This is a genomic window from Saccharothrix sp. ALI-22-I, assembly GCF_001984175.1.
Classification (GTDB): Bacteria; Actinomycetota; Actinomycetes; order Mycobacteriales; family Pseudonocardiaceae; genus Actinosynnema.
On sequence record NZ_MTQP01000069.1, the window covers coordinates 668,993 to 686,185 of the forward strand.

Genomic DNA, 17,193 nt, shown 5'->3' on the forward strand with positions numbered 1-17,193 from the left:
TCTGTGGACCGTTGATCCACACCTCGAAGTGCACACGTGAAGGGAAGTAAACACGTCAAGGTGGTGTGGGAAGACACGGGGGCGGCCCCTGGCGGGAGAGTTGCCAGGGGCCGCCGATTTACTGACAGGGCGTCAGATCTTGCCCGTGCCCGCACCGCTCTGCACGATCGACTTCACGCTGCCGCACGCGTCGAGGGCGTAGGAGTACGGGATCGCCCTGACGGAGCCGCCTTGGTCACCCGAGCCCGAGTTCACCAGGCAGTTGTTGCGCGCCACCAGGTTAGCGGCCGGCGAGGAGCCCTCACCGCGGTGGAACGGGTCTTCGGTGTTCTCGAAGGAGTTGCCCTCCACGAGCACGCCGGCCTCCATGGTGGAGGCGACACCGTACGACGTCACGCCGCCGTAGTAGTTGTTGTAGACGTGCACCGGGTTGCCGAAGCGCACGCGCGGGTGGCGCTGGTTGGTGCCGTCGAACCAGTTGTGGTGGTAGCTGACGCGCAGCTTGCCGCGGTCTTCGCCACCGTTGTCGTCACTGTGACCCAGCAGCATCGACTTGTCGTGGGAGCTGATCTTGTTCCACGACACGGTCACGCAGTCGGACGCGCGCTTGATGTCGATCGCGCCGTCGTAACCGTTGCTCAGGCTGTTGTGGTCGATCCACACCCTGGTCGAGTACTGGACGTTGATCGCGTCGTCGCCCCAGCCCCGGAAGTTCAGGTTCCGGATGATGACGTTCGACGCGTTGGAGACGTTCAGGCCGTGGCCGGTGATGGTGGCGCCCGAGTTGCCGATGATGGTCTTGTTCGACGCGACCTTGGTCATGCTCGACAGGTTGATGGTGCCGGAGACCCGGACCACCGACGCGCTCGACGACCCGACGGCCGACACGAACGCCGAAGTGGTGGAGACGGTGACCGTCGCGGCGCTGCCGCCACCGGTCGTGCCGCCGCACTGCGTACCCCAGCCTTCGAGGTTGAACGAGGCGGCGTTGGCCGAGGGTGCGGCCAGAGTCGCGGTGGCGACCAGCGCCGCGGCCGCGAGCAGGGAACGGGAGATCTTGCGGGACATGCGGTTTCCTCCATACGACAGTGGATGACAGGAAACGGCGGCGGTAAGACGTGGCGGCGGCCTGAGGTCTACACCGGACTCACCACCTCTCAATGGTGTGTTTGCGGATGTGCTCGACGTCGAACTCGTCACCGAGACCGGGAGAGGAGGTCATGGTGACGTGGCCGTCCGCGTCGAGCGGGTCGGCGATCGCGAGCCGGTGGGGCGGCACGCGGTCGAAGTCGTGCAGCGGGTGCAACAGGCCGCGCTCGTACCAGCGGCCGTTGTCGGTGCCGCCGAGCAGGGCGAGGCTGGCGGAGCCGTCGCCGTGGATCTCGCAGTCCATGTTGAACGCCTCGGCCAGGTGCAGCGCCTTGAGCGTCGGCGAGATGCCGCCGACGTCGGTCGGGCCGGCGCGCAGGATGTCGCACGCGCCGGAGGTGATCCACTCGGCGCGGCTCATGTGCTTGCCCCAGGCCACTTCCGGTCCGATCACCGGGATGGACAGCTGGTCGGCCAGCCACCGGTAGGAGCTGATCGACGCCTCCTCCATCGGCTCCTCGAACCAGTAGAAGTCCAGTGCCTCCAGCGCGCGGCCCAGTTCCAGCGCCTCGGTGCGGGAGTACCAGTGGTTGGCGTCGAGCATCAGCGCCACACCGGGGCCGACGGCGTCGCGCACCGCCTCGCACGCGGAGATGTCGGCCCGCACGTTGGGCGCGCCGGGCACCGGCGGCATCCACGTGTGCAGCTTGATCGCCCGGTAGCCCTGCTCCACCAGCTGCTTCGCGAACGACGCGTAGTCGCCCGGTGTGCTCAACCCGCCGGGCATCTCGTCGCCGCACATCGTGCTGGCGTACGCCGGGATGCGGGACCGGGCGCCGCCGAGCAGCTTCCACACCGGCTGTTCGACCCTCTTGCCCACCAGGTCCCACAACGCGGTGTCGATGTAGCCGAGCGCCCGGTCGGTGAACCGGCCGTGCGAGCCGCGCTGCTTGCGCGCCATCGACCGCCACAGCCGCTCACGGTCCCACGGGTCCGCGCCGACCAGCACCGGCCGCACGATCGAGTCCAGCACGGCGGGCCGCAGCTGGTCGGGGTGCACCTGCACGCGGCCGACGACGCCGTCGGAATCGGTGATCTCCAGCAGCGCCTCGCGGACCTCGTGCTCGGCGCTGGGGTGTCGGTGCCCAGCCGGGTCCACCGCGGTCCACGCGGTGGTGGTGAACACCGACACCTCGACGCGTTCGATCACTTGCGGTCCTCCCACTCCTTTTGTGCCTCGGTGAGCTTCTTCGCCATCTCGTCGAGGAACTGCTGGCCGGTCAGCTCGCCGAGGAGCACCTTCTGGTACTGGGGTTCGCTGTCGGTCTTGGTGATGGACGAGTACTGCGGCAGGTAGACCGGGGCGGGCACGAGCACGGTGGCCGGGTCCTCCAGCACGCCGAGCGCCATCTTCACGTGCGCGTTCGACTCGATCCACGCCTCGCTGCGCACGTCGGTGTTCGCCGGGATCTGGCCGACCTTCTCGTTCCAGTAGCTGTTGGACTCGGCGGAGGTCAGGAACTCGGCGAACTTCCACGCCGCGTCGGGGTTCTCGCTGTTCTTGAACACCGCGAAGCCGTCGGTCGGGTTGGGCACGACGGTCCGCTTGCCGCTCGGGCCGACCGGCAGCGGGATGGCGGCGACCTTGTCGCCCAGCGCCTTGGTGACGTCGCCGTAGGAACCCAGGTTGTGGTGCATCATCGCGACCGAGCCGCCGGTGAACTGGGCGATCATCTGGGTGAAGCTGTTGTTGACGTCGGCCTCGGGCGTGGCCTTCTTGTAGAGGTCGGCGACCTTGTCGACGAGTTCGGCGTTGGCCTTGTCGTTGAGCGTGCTCTTGCCGTCCTTGAAGAAGCTGTCCACGCCGGAGTACGCGTAGGCCTCGGTGATGAGCTGGAACACCGAGCCCGCGCCACCGCGGATGGTGTAGCCGTACTTGTTCGCGGCCGTGTCGGTGAGCTTCGTGGCGGCGGTGATGAACTCGTCCCACGTCTTCGGCGGCTCCAGGCCCGCGTCCTTGAACCAGTCGGTGCGGTACCAGATGAGGTCCATGTTGGCCGAGGACGGGACGATGTAGAGCTTGTTGTCCGGCGCGGTCTGGCGGACCGTCTCCACCAGCGAGGGCAGCAGCTTGTCCTTGAGCGGACCGCCGCTGATGCGGTCGTCGAGGGGCGCCAGCGCGTCCTGGCCGACCAGGTGCGCGAGGTACGAGGTGGTCACGCCGCCGACGTCCGGCGTCTCGCCGCCGACGATGGCGGTGTCGTACTTCTGCTGCACCGACGCGCTGGGGATGCCGACGTACTCGACCTTGATGTCCGGGTTGGCGGCCTCGAACCGCTTGATCAGCTCCTCGTAGATCGGCTGGCGGGCAGGGCCGCCGTTGTTGTCCCAGAACGTGATGGTGGCCGTGCCACCACTACTCGTGTCCCCGGACCCGCAGGCGGTCAACGCCAGCGCGGCGGCGGCCACGGCGACCAGCAGTTTTCTCATGATGCTCCCTATCCCTTGACAGCCCCGGCGCTGAGCCCCTGCACCAGGAACCGCTGCACGACGGCGAAAACCAGGACGACCGGTACGGCCGCGACGACCCCACCCGCGGCGAGCGCGCCGAAGTCGGTGTTGAACTCACCCAGCGCGTAGCTCAGGCCGACCGGCAGGGTGAACTTGTCCTGCCGCGACGCGAACATCAACGCGAACAGGAACTGGTTCCAGGCGCCGATGAACGCGAACGACCCGACCGCCACCAGCGCGGGTTTGAGCTGCGGCAGCGTGACCGCGAAGAACGCGCGCAGGCGCGAGCAGCCGTCCACCATGGCGGCTTCTTCCAGCTCCACGGAGATGTTGCGGATGAACCCGCTCATCAGGATCAACGACAGCGGGAGCTGGAACGCCACTTCCGCGATGATCAGGCCGGTGATGCTGTTGAGCAGCCCGGCGCTCTTGAAGATCACGAACAGCGGGATCAGCATCATCGCGCCGGGGATGAACTGGGTGCACAGCATCGCCAGCAGGAAGACCTTCTGGCCGCGGAACTTGAACCGCGCGAGCGCGTACCCGCCCATCACCGACAGCACGGTCACGAACACCAGCACGCCGAGACCCATGACGACGCTGTTGTAGAAGAAGATCCCGAAGCCGATGTCGTTCCACACCGTGTCGAAGTGCTCGAACGTGATAGGCCACGGCACGAGCTGCGTCGAGCCGGTCGGCCGCACCGCGAACACCAGCATCCAGTAGAACGGGATGAGCGTGAACAGCAGGTACACCACCAGCGGCAGGTGGATGAGCCACCGCTTGCCCGGTTCCTCGGCCACCGCCCGGCGGCGCCGCTTCGTCGGCGGCCGGGGCGGGGGCGGGGTGTCCACCGGTGGTCGGATCAACGTCTCGGTCATGCCCGGCTCCCGAACTTCGACACCCGCAGGTACAGGATCGAGAAGAACAGCAGGATGAGGAACCCGGCGATGGTGAGCGCCGAGCCGTACCCGAAGTTGTGCGAGTCGACGGCCTGCCTGGCGACGTACAGCGGCAGCGTCGTGGTCTGGTTTGCCGGGCCGCCGCCGGTGAGTGTGTAGATGAGGTCGACGTTGTTGAACTCCCACACCGCGCGGAGCAGCGTCGACAGGATGATCGCGTCTTTGAGGTGCGGCAGGGTGACGCTGGTGAAGCGCCGCCACCGGCTGGCGCCGTCCACGGACGCCGCCTCGTAGAGGTCCTTGGGGATGCTCTGGAGGTCGGCGAGGAGCAGGATCGCGAAGAACGGGACACCGCGCCACAGTTCGGTGACGACGAGGGCGTCGAACACCGTGTCGGGGTTGCCGAGCACCGAGGTGCCCGGCGTGCCGATGCCCAGCTTGGAGAGTTCCTGGAAGATGCCGGTGGACGGGTTGAGCAGCAGGATCCAGATGCCCGTGGTGAGCACGCCGGACACCGCCCACGGCGAGAACACCAGTGCCCGCGCCATGCCGCGGCCGATGAACGTCTCGTTCACGATCAGCGCCAGGATCAGGCCGAGCAGCAGTTGCAGTCCGACTTCGACGAACACCCACTTGGCGCTGAACGCCAGGCTCTGCCAGAACAGCGGGTCGTCGAACAGCATCTGCTTGAAGTTGTCCAGCCCCGCGAACCCGTTCTTCCACGGCTGCGTGACGTTGTACCGCTGGAGGCTGTAGTAGACGACGCTCCCGATCGGGTAGACCAGGAAGACCGCCATCAGCACCAGCGTCGGTGCGATCAGCGCATAAGGCGCCCACGTGCGAGTCCTCATGCGGGGTTCCAGTCGCCGAGGTACGCGCGGAGGGTGTGCTGGGCGGCTTGTTCGGCCGTGAGCAGCGGACGGTCGACGCCTGCTGTGGCGCCCGCGCCGGAGTTGCGGAACTCGGCGAACCGGGCGTCGCGCCAGGAGAAGCCGGACATGTCGGTCCACGGCGCGGTCTTCACGGCGGCGGGCAGCTTCGTGTCGCGGATGACGACGGACGCGATGGCGTCCGGGTCGCCGCCGGGGTGCCACGGCCGTCCCAGGTAGAAGGTGCCCGCGGGCGCGTCGCTCACGATCGTGGAGTTCATGATCAGGAAGCCGTGGGGGTTGTCCCGGCGCGTGCTGGCGGCCGTGATGTAGCCGTTGGGGTCGCGGTCCCGGTTCAGCGCCGTGATGGTGACCTGGTCGAACACCGCGGTGGCGCGGCCGAAGATGAAGTCGACGTCGCCGACGATCTCGCCGCCCCGGTAGTACTGGCGGGCCTTCGTCCCCACGGCGCGCGTGTCGGCGTACAGGGTGTCCTGGTGCCCGAGGAACCGGACGCGGTCGTAGTACTGCCGGTCGCCCGTGGCCTTCACCGCGACGGCTTGCGTGCCGGTGATCTCGGGGTGCGCGGCCCGGTCGAACGAGTTGCTGAACGTCAGGTCGCGGGCGACGAACCCGTCCGCCTCGATCGTCGCGGTGGCCGACCCGGTAGTCCCGTAGGTGGTGCCGTCGGGCTTCTTGGTGCCGTTGGCGTTGTCGTAGTCGATGACGACGTCCCGCGCGTTGCCGGTGGAGCCCTTCAGCAGCAGGTCCGGCTTGGTGCGGGGCACCCGGATGACCTCGCGGTACACGCCCTTGCCGATGGTGATGGTCGTGCCCGGCGGCGCGGCGTCGATCGCGGCCTGCACGGTGTCGAAGTCGGTGCCCTTGGCCACGTGGTACCGCTCGCGCTCCTGCGCGCCCGCCTTGAGGTTCTTGATCCGCGAGGCCGGTTCCAGACCGCGGTTCAGCGTGGGCGTCCAGCCGGCGTCGCCGGAGAGCTGCTTGGTCGGGTTGGCCGCGTTGAACGCGTCGAGCGCGTCGACCGGCTTCCCGTCCACGAGCGTGCCGACCTCGGTGATCGCGGTGCCGCTCCAGTTGTAGATGAGCTTGTCGACCGAACCTCCGTTGCCCAGCTTGACGTAGTTGTTCTCCACGTAGAGCGCGGACTGCACGCCGACGCCCCACGCGTAGACGAACGACGGCCCCGGCTCGTAGAGGTTGTTGTAGACGTGCACCTGGCCGAACCTGACCCGCGGCAGCCGCTCCTCGACGTTGCGGAACACGTTGTGGTGTATCGAGACGCGCAGCTTGCCGGGGTCGACGGTGGAGGTGTTGGACCCGCCGATCAGCATCGTCTTGCCGTGGTCCTCGAACCGGTTGTACGACACGGTGACGAGGTCGGCGCCGGCGGTGATGTCCAGGGCGCCGTCGTGCATCTGGAACGGGCGGTCGAAGTACTTCGGGAGCTCACTGTCCGGGTACGGCTGGTCGGTGAACGTGACGTGGTCGACCCAGACGTTGGTGCTCCCGCCCATCACCCACACCGAGTCGTAGAGGGAGTTCCAGTTGCCGACCACGTCTTCGGTCGGGTTCCACTGGGGGAAGCAGTCGCGGGTGTCCCGCATGGTGAGGTTGCGGATGATCACGTTGTGCGCGCCGTTGAGGCGCAGGTTCGCGCCGGTGATGCCCGCGCCCTTGCCGTCGCCGACGATTGTGGTGTCACTGCCGATGTCGAACCGGATGGCCTCGGTCTGCTTGGCCGCGGATGCCGCACGGGCGTCCTCCAAAGGGCCGCTCGGCCTCCTGTCACGCCCCCAAACAGCGGGATCGTATGCCGCCAAGTAGCCCGCAAGGGTATAGCCGTCCGTCGCGTAGGAAGAACAATCCTCGCGCACGTCGATGACTCCGCGCACTTTGATGATGCGCGGCGCGGGGGCGGCGAGAGCGGCCCGCAATTCCGCCTCAGTGCGCACGACGTGAATCGTCGTGGCAGCGGACCCGCCGGTGGTCCCGGTGCCGCTCGACGCCCAGCCGTCACCTGCCTGAAGCACCTGTTTGCCCAGGTCATCGCTTGCGTGCGCGGGTACCGCCGCGACCACGCCGAGGGCGCATGAAAGCACGAGCGCAGAACTCAGTATCCGCATGGCGAGGAGCCTTCCCCGGCGAGATAGTTCATATTTGTGAACACTATCCAGAAGTGCGAACAGAGTATTACGAAAATGTCCGCCGCACGTCAACGACGTAACTCCGTTCGATCGTCGTTCGACAGTGTTGTTCGACGATTCGTCGAATTCGAATCGAATTCGACGCCGGGCACTACTCCGACCGGCGTGACACCGGTGGGACGGCGGTCAGAGCGCGGGCGTGAAGGCGGCGATCCTGTCCGACAACGTCCGGGCGTGCGGGTCGGTCCGGTAGCGGTCGGCCAGCCGGCGCAACGGCGTCAGTCGGTCGGCGACGCGGGTCGAGCCGACCTCGCCCGCCGCCGCCAACGCCTGCCCGCCCACTTCGGCGGCGTGGTCGAAGTCGTGCTCCACCAAGTGGTTCGTGGCCAGTGCCACGAGGCTGAACGCGCGGCTGCGGGCCATCTCGTCCGGATAGCCCCGCACGGCGGTGGTCAGCGTGTCGATCGCCGTCGCGCTGTGCGCCGGGTTCACCGTCCGGGCCAACTCGGTCAGCACCACGCCGGTCAACCCGCACAGGTCCGACTCGTCGAAGAAGCGCGCCCACCCGGGTACCGGGCCGGACGGCACGCGGGCGAAACCGTCGTGCGCCAGGTTCAGCAGCCGCATCGCCTCGCACTGGTTCCCCAACCCCGCGTGCGCCCACGCCTGGTTGGCCTGCAGCAGCGCGACCGCCCGCCGCGACCCCGCCCGGCGGGCCGCGACCAGCCCGCGTTCGAACATCTCCAACGCCTCCCGACACCGGCCGCGGTGCAGTCGCATCCGGCCGGCGCGGTAGTGGATGTTGGCCTCCAGGTCGTGGTGGCCGGCTTCGACGGCCAGTTCCAGCGCCCGGTCCCAGTGCCGCGCGGCGGCCTCCTCCAGTCCCGTGTCGAAACACGTCCACGCGGCCAGGTTGTGCACGTCGGCCAACGCGACCAGCAGCCGTTCGCGCACCGCGTCGGTCGCGTCGGCGTCGAGTAACCGGTCGTGCCACGCGGCGCAGACGACCGCCGAGGCGCGGCACGCGGCACCGCCCTGCCGGTAGTCCAGCCCGCGCAGGCGTTCGGTCTCCGCTTCCAGGCGGACCACGTCCTCGACACCGATGCGTGCCGGTACGTGTGGGTGTTCGGCCATCGCCACACCTCGCAGTTCCAGTAGAGCCGTCGAGGGACACAACACTCAGTTATCAGTGGGGTACCCCACGTGACACCTGTGCCACTCCCGTGAGCGTCGGCGCGCGCATTGACCCCCTGCGCCCGAGCCCGCCAGCCGCACGAAACGACGAGGGACGCCGACCGAGGCCGATCAGCGCGATACTCCCCGAACTCCGGCGCGGACGCGGCCTACCCCAGTACGACCTGGCCGCGGAGCTGCACGCGGTGTCCGGCAACGTCAGCATCGCCCGGGAGGAGGTCTCCCGCCGGGAGCGGGAAAACGTATTCCCAGACCGTACTGGCGGACCTGGCTGGGCCGCGTGCTCGGCACGTCCCAGCAGGAACTGGAACAGGCGGCGGCGACAGCCAGGCGCACCCGCGGACGCCATTGACGGTTACTGGTTCTTACCGTTCTTCACGGTGCCTATTCTTCCGTCGTGGCCAGCCGGGTCGCGGCCGGCCCGTCCGACCGGTCCAGGCGTGCCGCCGCTCGGCGGTCGAGCCAGTTCAGCCACGGCGCGGTCATGACCGTGGTGATGATCGCGACCAGCACCAGCACGCTGAACAGCTCCTGGGTGACGATGCCCGCCGCCAGGCCGACGTTGAGCGCGATCAGCTGCATCAGCCCGCGGGCGTTCATCAGCACGCCGACCCGCAGCGCGTCCGCACTGCTCTCGCCGACCAGTCGCCCGGCCGCCCAGCACGCGCCGAACTTGCCCGCGATGGCCACCACGACGCACGCGACCGAGAGCAGGAGCAGGCTCGCGGTGAACAGCAGGCCGAACCGGGTGTTGAGCCCGGAGTAGGCGAAGAACAGCGGCAGGAACACCACCCGGGTGATCGGGCTGATCGCCGCGATCACCCGGTCGGACGCCTCCCCGCGGGGGAAGACGAACCCGACGCAGAACCCGCCGAACACCGAGTACAGGCCGATCGAGTCGGTGTACCAGGCCGCGGCGAACAACGCGACGGCGGTGACCAGCACCAGCTGTTCGATCGACGCGCCCGGGCGGCGCAGCGCGAACGCCAGGCCGCGCTTGCCGATGGTGCCGAGGAACAGCAGGAACAGCAGCGAGCCGCCCGCGGTGATCAGCACGCCGGCGGGGTTGCCGGTGGCCAGGCCGAGCACGACGGCGAGCAGGATCCAGGCGACGCCGTCGTCCAGCGCGCCGCAGGCCAGCGCGAGTGAGCCGAACCGGGTCTCGGTGAGGCCTCGTTCGGTGATGATCCGGGCCAGCATCGGGAACGCGGTGATGGCCAACGCGACGCCGACGAACATCGCCGACACGAACACCGGGATGCCGTCGACCAGCACGTCCACGTGCTCGTGCACCAGCAGCACCAGCGCGATGCCGCCGACCAGCGGCGCGGCCACGCCCGCCAGCGAGATGGCGGGCGCCGAGCGGCCCAGACCGCTCACCTTCCGGGAGGCGAACTCGTAGCCCACCTCGAACATGAACGCGACCAGGCCGATGTGGCTGACCACGTACAGCATCGGCCGCACGCTGGGCGGGAACAGCAGTTCCTGGAGATCCGGGCTGACGAACCCGAGGGCGGACGGGCCCAGCAGGACGCCCGCGATCATCTCGCCGACGACGGGCGGCTGACCGATGCGGCCCACCGCCGCCCCGACCATCCGGCACACGACGAGCACGACGACGGCGGCGAGGAAGAACCTGGCAGCCGTGGTGGCGATGTCCATGGGATGCCTCTCAGTCGTGGCGCGGCCCGTGACCCGGCCCATGACTTGGACCGTGACTTGGCTCGTGGTTTGCGAAGTAGCGCCGGCACAGGCCGACGCGGCGGGCGTCCCAGACCATGTAGGTGCCCAGCACGAGCTGCACGACCCCGCGCCACACGTCCTCCCAGCGGTCGCGGACCCGGATGTAGAGCAGCAGCGCGCGTGGCGGCCGGGCGCCGCGCGGCACCAGGGCGCAAGGCCCGCGGTTGGGCAACGACCGGGTGTGCGCGGCCGTGGAGTGCACCGCGAAGCGGGTCAGCACCTCACGGGCCACCGCCCGCATCGCGATCGGCGCGATCACCCGCGCCGGGCACGGCCGGTTGCCCGTGACGCCGAACGGGATGTTCCCGCCCGACCGGTGGAACGACGGGTAGTCGAAGCACAGCACCGAGCCCTTGGGGATCGAGCCGCCGTCGATCGGGATGTCGGCGCTGGTGATCCGGTGCGCGATGCCGAACAGCGGGAACCGGCGGAACGCCTCGTCCATCACCTCGTCCACCAGCCCGTCCTCGCCGTCGGCGATGCGCTGCTGGATGTCCGGCCGCTGGGCCACGACGAGCAGCAGGTGGGCCATCGCCTCCGACGACTGCACCACGGCGGTGTTGAAGAACGTGCCCTGGAGGTACCACGCCTTTTCCTGGGCGTCGAACGTGGTGGGCAGTGCGTGCGGCACGGTGTCGATCCGGTCCAGCAGGAACCTGGTCAGCCGCTCACGGCGGTCCATGTGCCGCAGGCTGGTGCACTTGAGCGCGGAGACCACGTCGTCGGCGTTGGCGACGATCAGGTCGCGCGCCTCCGGTGGGCACTTCTCGGCGAAGACCAATTCGTGGTTGAACTCCGCCCAGATCGGCATCATCAGGTCCCGCAGGCGGACCAGCCTCCGGGTGCCGAGCCCGTCGAGGACCCTCCGGGTGCACTCGGTGGCGAGCCGGTCGGCGTCCGCCATGCCGTGCGCCAGCACGCGCCGGGTGGTGCGGGCGACGTCGTCGTAGCGCGGCCCGGGTTCCAGGTGCTCCTGGTGCACCTGCGGTCCGGGCGCGAGCCAGTACCAGAACAGGTCTGACAGGGCCGCGCCGCGACTGCGCCCGTTGGCCGCGGGGTGCTCGTAGACGCGGCGGAAATCGGCCAACCCCACCAGGTCGCCGGGCACCGGGATGCCCTCGTCGCCGTTGATCCGGGCGAAGATCCGGGTCCGGAGCGCGACGACGGCGTTCGGCAGCCAGAACGGCAGGCTGCCCAGCACGAGGACGGCCAGCGGGATCACCACCGGATCACGTCCTCGGTCAGGGCCGCGGGCGTGTCGTAGCCGCACAGCGCCAGCGCCCGCACCAGCTCCGCGCGCAGGGCCTCCAGCACCTGCTCGACCCCCTTCTCCCCGTCCACGGCCAGCCCCCACAGCACCGGCCGGCCGACACCGACCGCGGTCGCGCCCAACGCGCACGCCTTGAGCACGTCCGTGCCGCGCCGGACACCGCCGTCCACCAGCACCGGCACTCGCCCGTCGACCGCGCGGACCACGGCGGGCAGCAGCTCCACCGTCGCCGGGACGGTGTCGAGCTGGCGGCCCCCGTGGTTGGACACGATCACCCCCGCCACGCCGTGCTCGACCGCCAGCACGGCGTCGTCGGGGTGGACGATTCCCTTGAGCAGCAACGGCAACCGGGTCGTGGCGCGCAGTTCGTCCACGTCCGGCCAGGACAGGCCGGGGTCGAACCCGATCGGCCGGATCACGCCGTCCGCGTCGCGCATGTTCTCGCAGCGCAGCCCGTCCGGCAGGTCGGTGAACCCGTTGCGCAGGTCCCGTTCCCGGTTGCCGAACACCGGCGAGTCCACGGTGAGCACCAACGCCCGGCAGCCCGCCCGCTCGGCCCGCCGCACCACGTGCCCGGTGAACTCCCGGTCCGGCTGCGCGTAGAGCTGGAACCACACGTCCGCGCCGGTCTCGGTGACCGACTCGATCGGCGTGGTCGCGGCCATGCTCGCGATCAGCACCACGCCCGCCCGTGCCGCCGCCCTCGCCGTGGCCACCTCGCCGTCCGGGTGCGCCAACCGGTGGAACGCGGTGGGCGCGACCACCACCGGCATCGACTGCCCACGACCCAGGAGTCCGGTGTGGACGGTCGGGGTGCCGCCCGCGCGCAGCACTCTTGGCACCAGACCGATCCGCGCGTAAGCCTCCTCGTTCGCGCGGACCGTGTGCTCGTCGTCCGCCCCGCCCTCGAAGAAGTCGAACACGGCCGGGTCGAGGCGTTGCCTGGCCAGTTCCCTCATCGGACCGGGACGCGCTGCGCCAGGAACCGCCGCAACGGGTCCCGGTGAGTGGTCGCGCCGGTCCACTCGTTCTCCAGGTTCTCCGCCAGGTGGTGGGTCGCGACGACTTCGCCGTCACGCAGGTGGCGCACGACCGGGTGCAGGTAGGCGGCGTCGAACGCGCGCTCGGTGTCGTTCTGGGCGACTCGCCGCACGGTGATGTCGAACGGGTCCACCTTGTCGTGGTCCGGCCCGTACTCCAGGGTGATCACGAAGCAGTCGTCGGCGAAGCCCGGCACCCAGTCGACCGGCAGTTCCTCGTAGTAGCGGGCGCGGTCGCCGTCGACGGTGACCACGTCGCCGAGTTGGCCGAACTGCTGCCACAGCCCGGAAGTCCGGTTCACCCGGTCCACCACGACGTCGGCCAGGTCGTCCAGGGCCACGTCCACGTGCGGCCACTCGGCCCCGTGGTACTTGCGCTCCAGGATGCGGTGCAGCGACCGGACGCAGTAGCGGAAGCCGTGGATGAAGCCGCTGGTGGACTTCTTGAAATCGCGGACCTGCATGAGGGTGCCCGCGAAGTACAGGTCGGGGGTGTTGGTGGACTCCCACTCGGGGGTGAGCGCGGCGAACCTGTCGTTGATGGTGAGTGCCGGTTTTTCGGTGAACACGCTTGCGTCGAACCGGAACCCGGTGGCCGCGATGACGCGGTCGTAGCGCAGCTCCTTGGTCACCTCGTCGGCACGGGCGAAGCTGACCTTGACCACGAAGCCGTCGCCGTCCGGGCGGATGTCGAGCACGTCGCCGTCCAGCACGGCGTTCTGCGACTTGAGCTGGTAGGTGTCGAGGAAGTTGTTGTTCACCGCGCGCACGTGGCCGACGAAGTGCGTCTGCCAGGCCATCCGGAGCGAGTGCGGGCCGACCAGGTGGATGACGGCGGCGGTCTCGACCAGGTTGTCCGCGGTCTCGAACGCGGAGTTGCCCTTGCCGATGATCAGCACCCGCTGGTCGGTGTAGTCGTCCGGGTCGGTGGACGCGGTGCCGTACGGCTCGGCGTGCTCGATGCCCGGGATGTCGGGCAGGTACGGTTTGGACGGACCCGTCGCGACGATGACCCTCTTGGCCGTGTGCGTCCGTCCGCGACTGTCACGGACCACGAAGTGGTCCTTTCGGCTCACCTCCACCACGCGGCTGTCGTAGTGGATGTCCAGATCGGTCTTGGCGGCGAAGTCCTGCAGGTACCGCACCAGGTCGTCGGCGTGCGGGAAGTAGCGCGGGGTGTAGCGGGTGAACAGCAGCTCGGGATCGTCGGACAGCAGGGAGTTCCAGTCCATCCGGAGGTTCAGCTCCGGGTCCGTCGTGCCGGTGTGCGGTTTGTTGATGGAGATGAGCTTGCGGTGCCGGGGAAAGGTCTTGAAGAACGTTCCCGCGGCCGGCCCGGCTTCGAGAATCCGGTAGCTGCGCCGGGCCTGGTGCAGGAAGTAGCCCAGTTGCAGACCGGCCGGGCCGGCACCGATCACGAGGTAGTCGACATCCATGTCGGTCACGTGCACCTCCAGAGGGGTGAGTGCTCGCCACCACTACGAGATCGAGCATCCCTCGGGTTCATCCGTACGCGGCACAGTGCACGAATGGACGTATGGCCGGTTCGGGAAGACGAAGGTCGGCGGCGCCCACCTACGCCGCCGACCACGATCCACTCCGCGAGTCGTCCCGGCGACAGCAGCTCAGAGCACATGTGATCGGTGGCCGCGCAGGCCGCCTGAGCTGTCTGCGCCGCAGCGGGGTCCGTCGGCCTAAGCTCGCGGGTGGAGTGATCACACCGGGGGGCGGATCGCGATGGAGTCCGAACTGTGGTTCTCGCTGCGCGAGGCACAGGCCATGGAGCACACCGAAGCCAGGACGGCGTTGCTGGAGGACACCGTCGGCCGCGCCGATCGCGCCGACGTGCCGCGGCTGATGTACCTGTCCCGCAGGCTCCTGGCCGACGCGTACCGCGTGGACGGGCGGTGGGAGCAGGTCTACCGGCTGTTGCGGGAATGCCTGGAGGGGTACGACCGCCGGCCGGCGCGGTTCGCACCGGCCGACGAGATCGACCTGCTGCACTGGTACGCCTGGCTGGTCGAGTGCATGGTCGACTTCCCGGACTACAGCATCGACGACATCCGCGAGGCGCAGCACGCCGTGGAGCACCGGTTCACCACGGCCGGGCTCGACTGGCACGAGATCTACGCCGGCCGGCGCGGTGTGGCCGCGCACTTCGGCGACTGGGCCGTCGCGGACCGGGCCTACTTCCAGTGGAGGGCCACCGCGCCCACCGACCAGGACGACCGGTGGCTGCACGTCACCGGCATCGACCACTTCCTGGCGCGTGGCGACGACGAGTCGTTGGCCCGCGCGCACGCGCTCGCCGCACCGATGCTCGCCGACCCGACCGTGTCCGACGATTCCCTGGTGCAGGTGCGGTGTCTGATGCTGCTGCCCTTGGCGCGGGCGGGCGCGTGGTACGAGGCGACGATGGCGTACCGGCGGTTGCGGCGCGGGATGGAGGGCGAGTTCCACTCGCTGGAGCAGCACGGCCTGGTGATCGAATTCTGCGCGTTGACCGGCAACGCGGCGGCGGGCGTCGACTGGCTCGCGTCGATGCGCGGATTCGAGGAGCGGCAGCGGCCGTTCGCCACCATGGAGTACGCCACGGCGGTGGCGGTGCTGGCCGACGCGCTGGTCCGCGAGGGCCGTGGGGACACCGCGCTCGACCTCGGCGCCGACGACCCGAACTCCGTGCCGTTCCACGTGGTGGCGCGGCGAATGCGGCGGCTCGCGCTGGACCTGGCCGACCGGTTCGACCGGCGCAACGGCGACTCACGGCAGAGCGACCGGGTCCGCGCCCGACTCGCCGCCTCGCCGTTGACCGACTTCCTGCCGCTGGGCCCGACCAGCCGTCCCGCCCTGCCCATGCTGCCGTCGCCGGGCCTGTCGGACGAGGCCCTGCTCGACCGGGCGCACTGGCACGACCTGCGGTGCGAGCCGGACGAGGCGCGCGCCTGCCTGACCGGGTTGTCCGACGACCTGCCCGAGCACTTGGACGCCCGGCTGGTCGAGCTGCGGGCGAAGTTCTTCCAGAGCGCGGACACCGAGCCCGCGTTGCGCCGTGCCGCCGAGGTGCACCGGCGTTACGGGGACGAACGGCGCGCGCTGCTCAACCAGTGCTGGCTCGGCTTGTGGATCGCCCACGACGGCCGGACCGAGGAGGGCGTCATGGTCACCGCCGACGCCGTCGCCCGGTTACGGGATTTAGGTGACGACAGCGATTGCGCGTGGGGCGAGCACTGGCTGGCGCACGTCCTGATCGGGCAAGGCCGGCACGCGGAGGCTCTTGAGGCGCTGTCGCGCGGCAGACAGCACGCATCGGCGGCGGGCGACCTGCTCGCGTTGGGGACGCTGCTCATCCTGGAGGGCGTCATCCGGCCATCGGCCGCCACCGCCAGGGCCGCGCTGGAGACGTTGATCGCGGCAGGCGTTCCGGAGAAGGCCTTGGAGGCCGTCGAGCAGCTGCGGAACCTGGACGCGCACGAACCCGTGCTGGACCGGCTCCTGGCCGACCCGCCCCGGAACGCGGACCGGTTGCTCGGCCACCTGCGGTACCTGCGGGCGTGCGCGCTGATCGACGCCGGCCGGGTGGCCGACGCGGTGGACGACCTGAACGAGGCGATCGGCCAGGCGGCGCAGCGCGGTGGCGACACGGCCGAGCAGTGGTACCAACTGGTGCACGCCGCCCACGCCGCCGGACGTCACGAGGACGCCGTGGACGCCGGCCTGCGTGCCGCGAACCGCCTGGACCACCTGCGCGACACGGAGGACGCGGCGTGGGCCGACTCGGCCGACCGGGCCAGATACCTGGTGGCCGACAGCTACCGCCGACTCGGCGACTACCGAGCCGCACTGCGCGAGTACCGCAGGCTGGCCGACGGCCACGGTGCCCTGTCCGCCTCGGCGTTCCTGGCGGGCACCGCGCTGCTGGAGGAACTGGGCTTCAGCGAGTGGCCGATCTAGCCCGCCACTCCGCGACGACGTGCTCCACGTCGAACGGCATCAGGTTCAACGGCGGCCCCGACATCGGTTTCCGGATCGCCTCTTCGATCTTCACGTTGATCCCGGCCAGAATCGACCGCACCTCCCCCTCACCGGACGCCCGCCCAGCCGCCTCCCGCGCCGCAGCCACCTCCTTGCGCAGCAACAGAGTCGGCGGCAACGCCGTACCCTCTTCCCGCCGCAACTTCTCCTTCACCCACCACAACTCGTCGTGCGGCCCCTGCAACCCACTCAGCGGCTTACCCGCACCCGGCAGGTTCTCGAACTCCCCCCGGTCCTGCGCCTCCCGAATCTGCCGCTCGATCCACGTCTCAAACCCGACACCAGCCGGTTTGCGCTCGGTCACGGCCACCACCTCCCACCACCGAAATCACCAAGCACACGGCCGGTGAGCTTCCCCCGATAACCGGGGGCAGACCA

General features: G+C 69.5%; 13 protein-coding genes. 1 reads left to right on the forward strand and 12 read right to left on the reverse strand.

From position 1 onward, the window contains the following. Positions 1-132: 132 nt before the first annotated feature. The 11 genes from ALI22I_RS45085 to ALI22I_RS45135 all read right to left on the reverse strand — a co-directional run bounded on the left by ALI22I_RS45085 (position 133) and on the right by ALI22I_RS45135 (position 14,219). Entirely contained in the window at positions 133-1,068 is a 936-nt protein-coding gene (locus tag ALI22I_RS45085) for a pectate lyase family protein (RefSeq protein ID WP_077011671.1), read from the reverse strand. Positions 1,069-1,147: 79 nt separating this feature from the next. Beyond that, the gene (locus ALI22I_RS45090) at positions 1,148-2,299 is read right to left on the reverse strand and encodes an enolase C-terminal domain-like protein (RefSeq protein ID WP_077011672.1); all 1,152 of its coding nucleotides are present in this window, start codon (positions 2,297-2,299) and stop codon (positions 1,148-1,150) included. Further along, on the reverse strand, positions 2,296-3,579 hold the full coding sequence (locus tag ALI22I_RS45095; RefSeq protein ID WP_077011673.1) for an ABC transporter substrate-binding protein: 1,284 nt from the start codon (positions 3,577-3,579) through the stop codon (positions 2,296-2,298). Before ALI22I_RS45095 ends, ALI22I_RS45090 begins: the two co-directional genes overlap by 4 nt. Positions 3,580-3,587: 8 nt before the next feature. Beyond that, complete coding sequence (locus tag ALI22I_RS45100; protein WP_077011674.1) at positions 3,588-4,481, reverse strand: carbohydrate ABC transporter permease; 894 nt, start codon at positions 4,479-4,481, stop codon at positions 3,588-3,590. After that, positions 4,478-5,353 carry a carbohydrate ABC transporter permease gene (locus tag ALI22I_RS45105; protein WP_077011675.1) on the reverse strand — a complete coding sequence of 292 codons (876 nt, stop codon included), beginning with the start codon at positions 5,351-5,353 and terminating at the stop codon, positions 4,478-4,480. The genes ALI22I_RS45100 and ALI22I_RS45105 overlap by 4 nt, the downstream gene beginning before the upstream one ends. After that, entirely contained in the window at positions 5,350-7,344 is a 1,995-nt protein-coding gene (locus tag ALI22I_RS54320; protein WP_238598897.1) for a pectinesterase family protein, read from the reverse strand. Before ALI22I_RS54320 ends, ALI22I_RS45105 begins: the two co-directional genes overlap by 4 nt. Before the next feature lie 378 nt (positions 7,345-7,722). After that, positions 7,723-8,670, reverse strand: a complete 948-nt coding sequence (locus ALI22I_RS45115; protein WP_077011677.1) for a hypothetical protein — start codon at positions 8,668-8,670, stop codon at positions 7,723-7,725. Positions 8,671-9,114: 444 nt separating this feature from the next. Then, entirely contained in the window at positions 9,115-10,392 is a 1,278-nt protein-coding gene (locus ALI22I_RS45120) for a cation:proton antiporter (protein WP_077011678.1), read from the reverse strand. Positions 10,393-10,402: 10 nt separating this feature from the next. After that, entirely contained in the window at positions 10,403-11,698 is a 1,296-nt protein-coding gene (locus tag ALI22I_RS45125) for a cytochrome P450 (protein ID WP_077011679.1), read from the reverse strand. After that, the gene (locus ALI22I_RS45130; protein ID WP_077011680.1) at positions 11,692-12,702 is read right to left on the reverse strand and encodes an alpha-hydroxy acid oxidase; all 1,011 of its coding nucleotides are present in this window, start codon (positions 12,700-12,702) and stop codon (positions 11,692-11,694) included. The genes ALI22I_RS45125 and ALI22I_RS45130 overlap by 7 nt, the downstream gene beginning before the upstream one ends. Beyond that, a complete protein-coding gene (locus ALI22I_RS45135) occupies positions 12,699-14,219 on the reverse strand; it encodes an NAD(P)-binding domain-containing protein (RefSeq protein WP_077012090.1) in 1,521 nt (506 codons plus the stop codon). The genes ALI22I_RS45130 and ALI22I_RS45135 overlap by 4 nt, the downstream gene beginning before the upstream one ends. Positions 14,220-14,520: 301 nt before the next feature. Between ALI22I_RS45135 and ALI22I_RS45140 the strand changes: the two genes are divergently transcribed. Next, entirely contained in the window at positions 14,521-16,734 is a 2,214-nt protein-coding gene (locus ALI22I_RS45140) for a hypothetical protein (protein ID WP_077011681.1), read from the forward strand. Here the strand turns inward: ALI22I_RS45140 and ALI22I_RS45145 are convergent. After that, on the reverse strand, positions 16,715-17,119 hold the full coding sequence (locus ALI22I_RS45145; protein WP_077012091.1) for a J-domain-containing protein: 405 nt from the start codon (positions 17,117-17,119) through the stop codon (positions 16,715-16,717). The two genes, ALI22I_RS45140 and ALI22I_RS45145, sit on opposite strands and share 20 nt — an antisense overlap. Positions 17,120-17,193 lie beyond the last annotated feature (74 nt).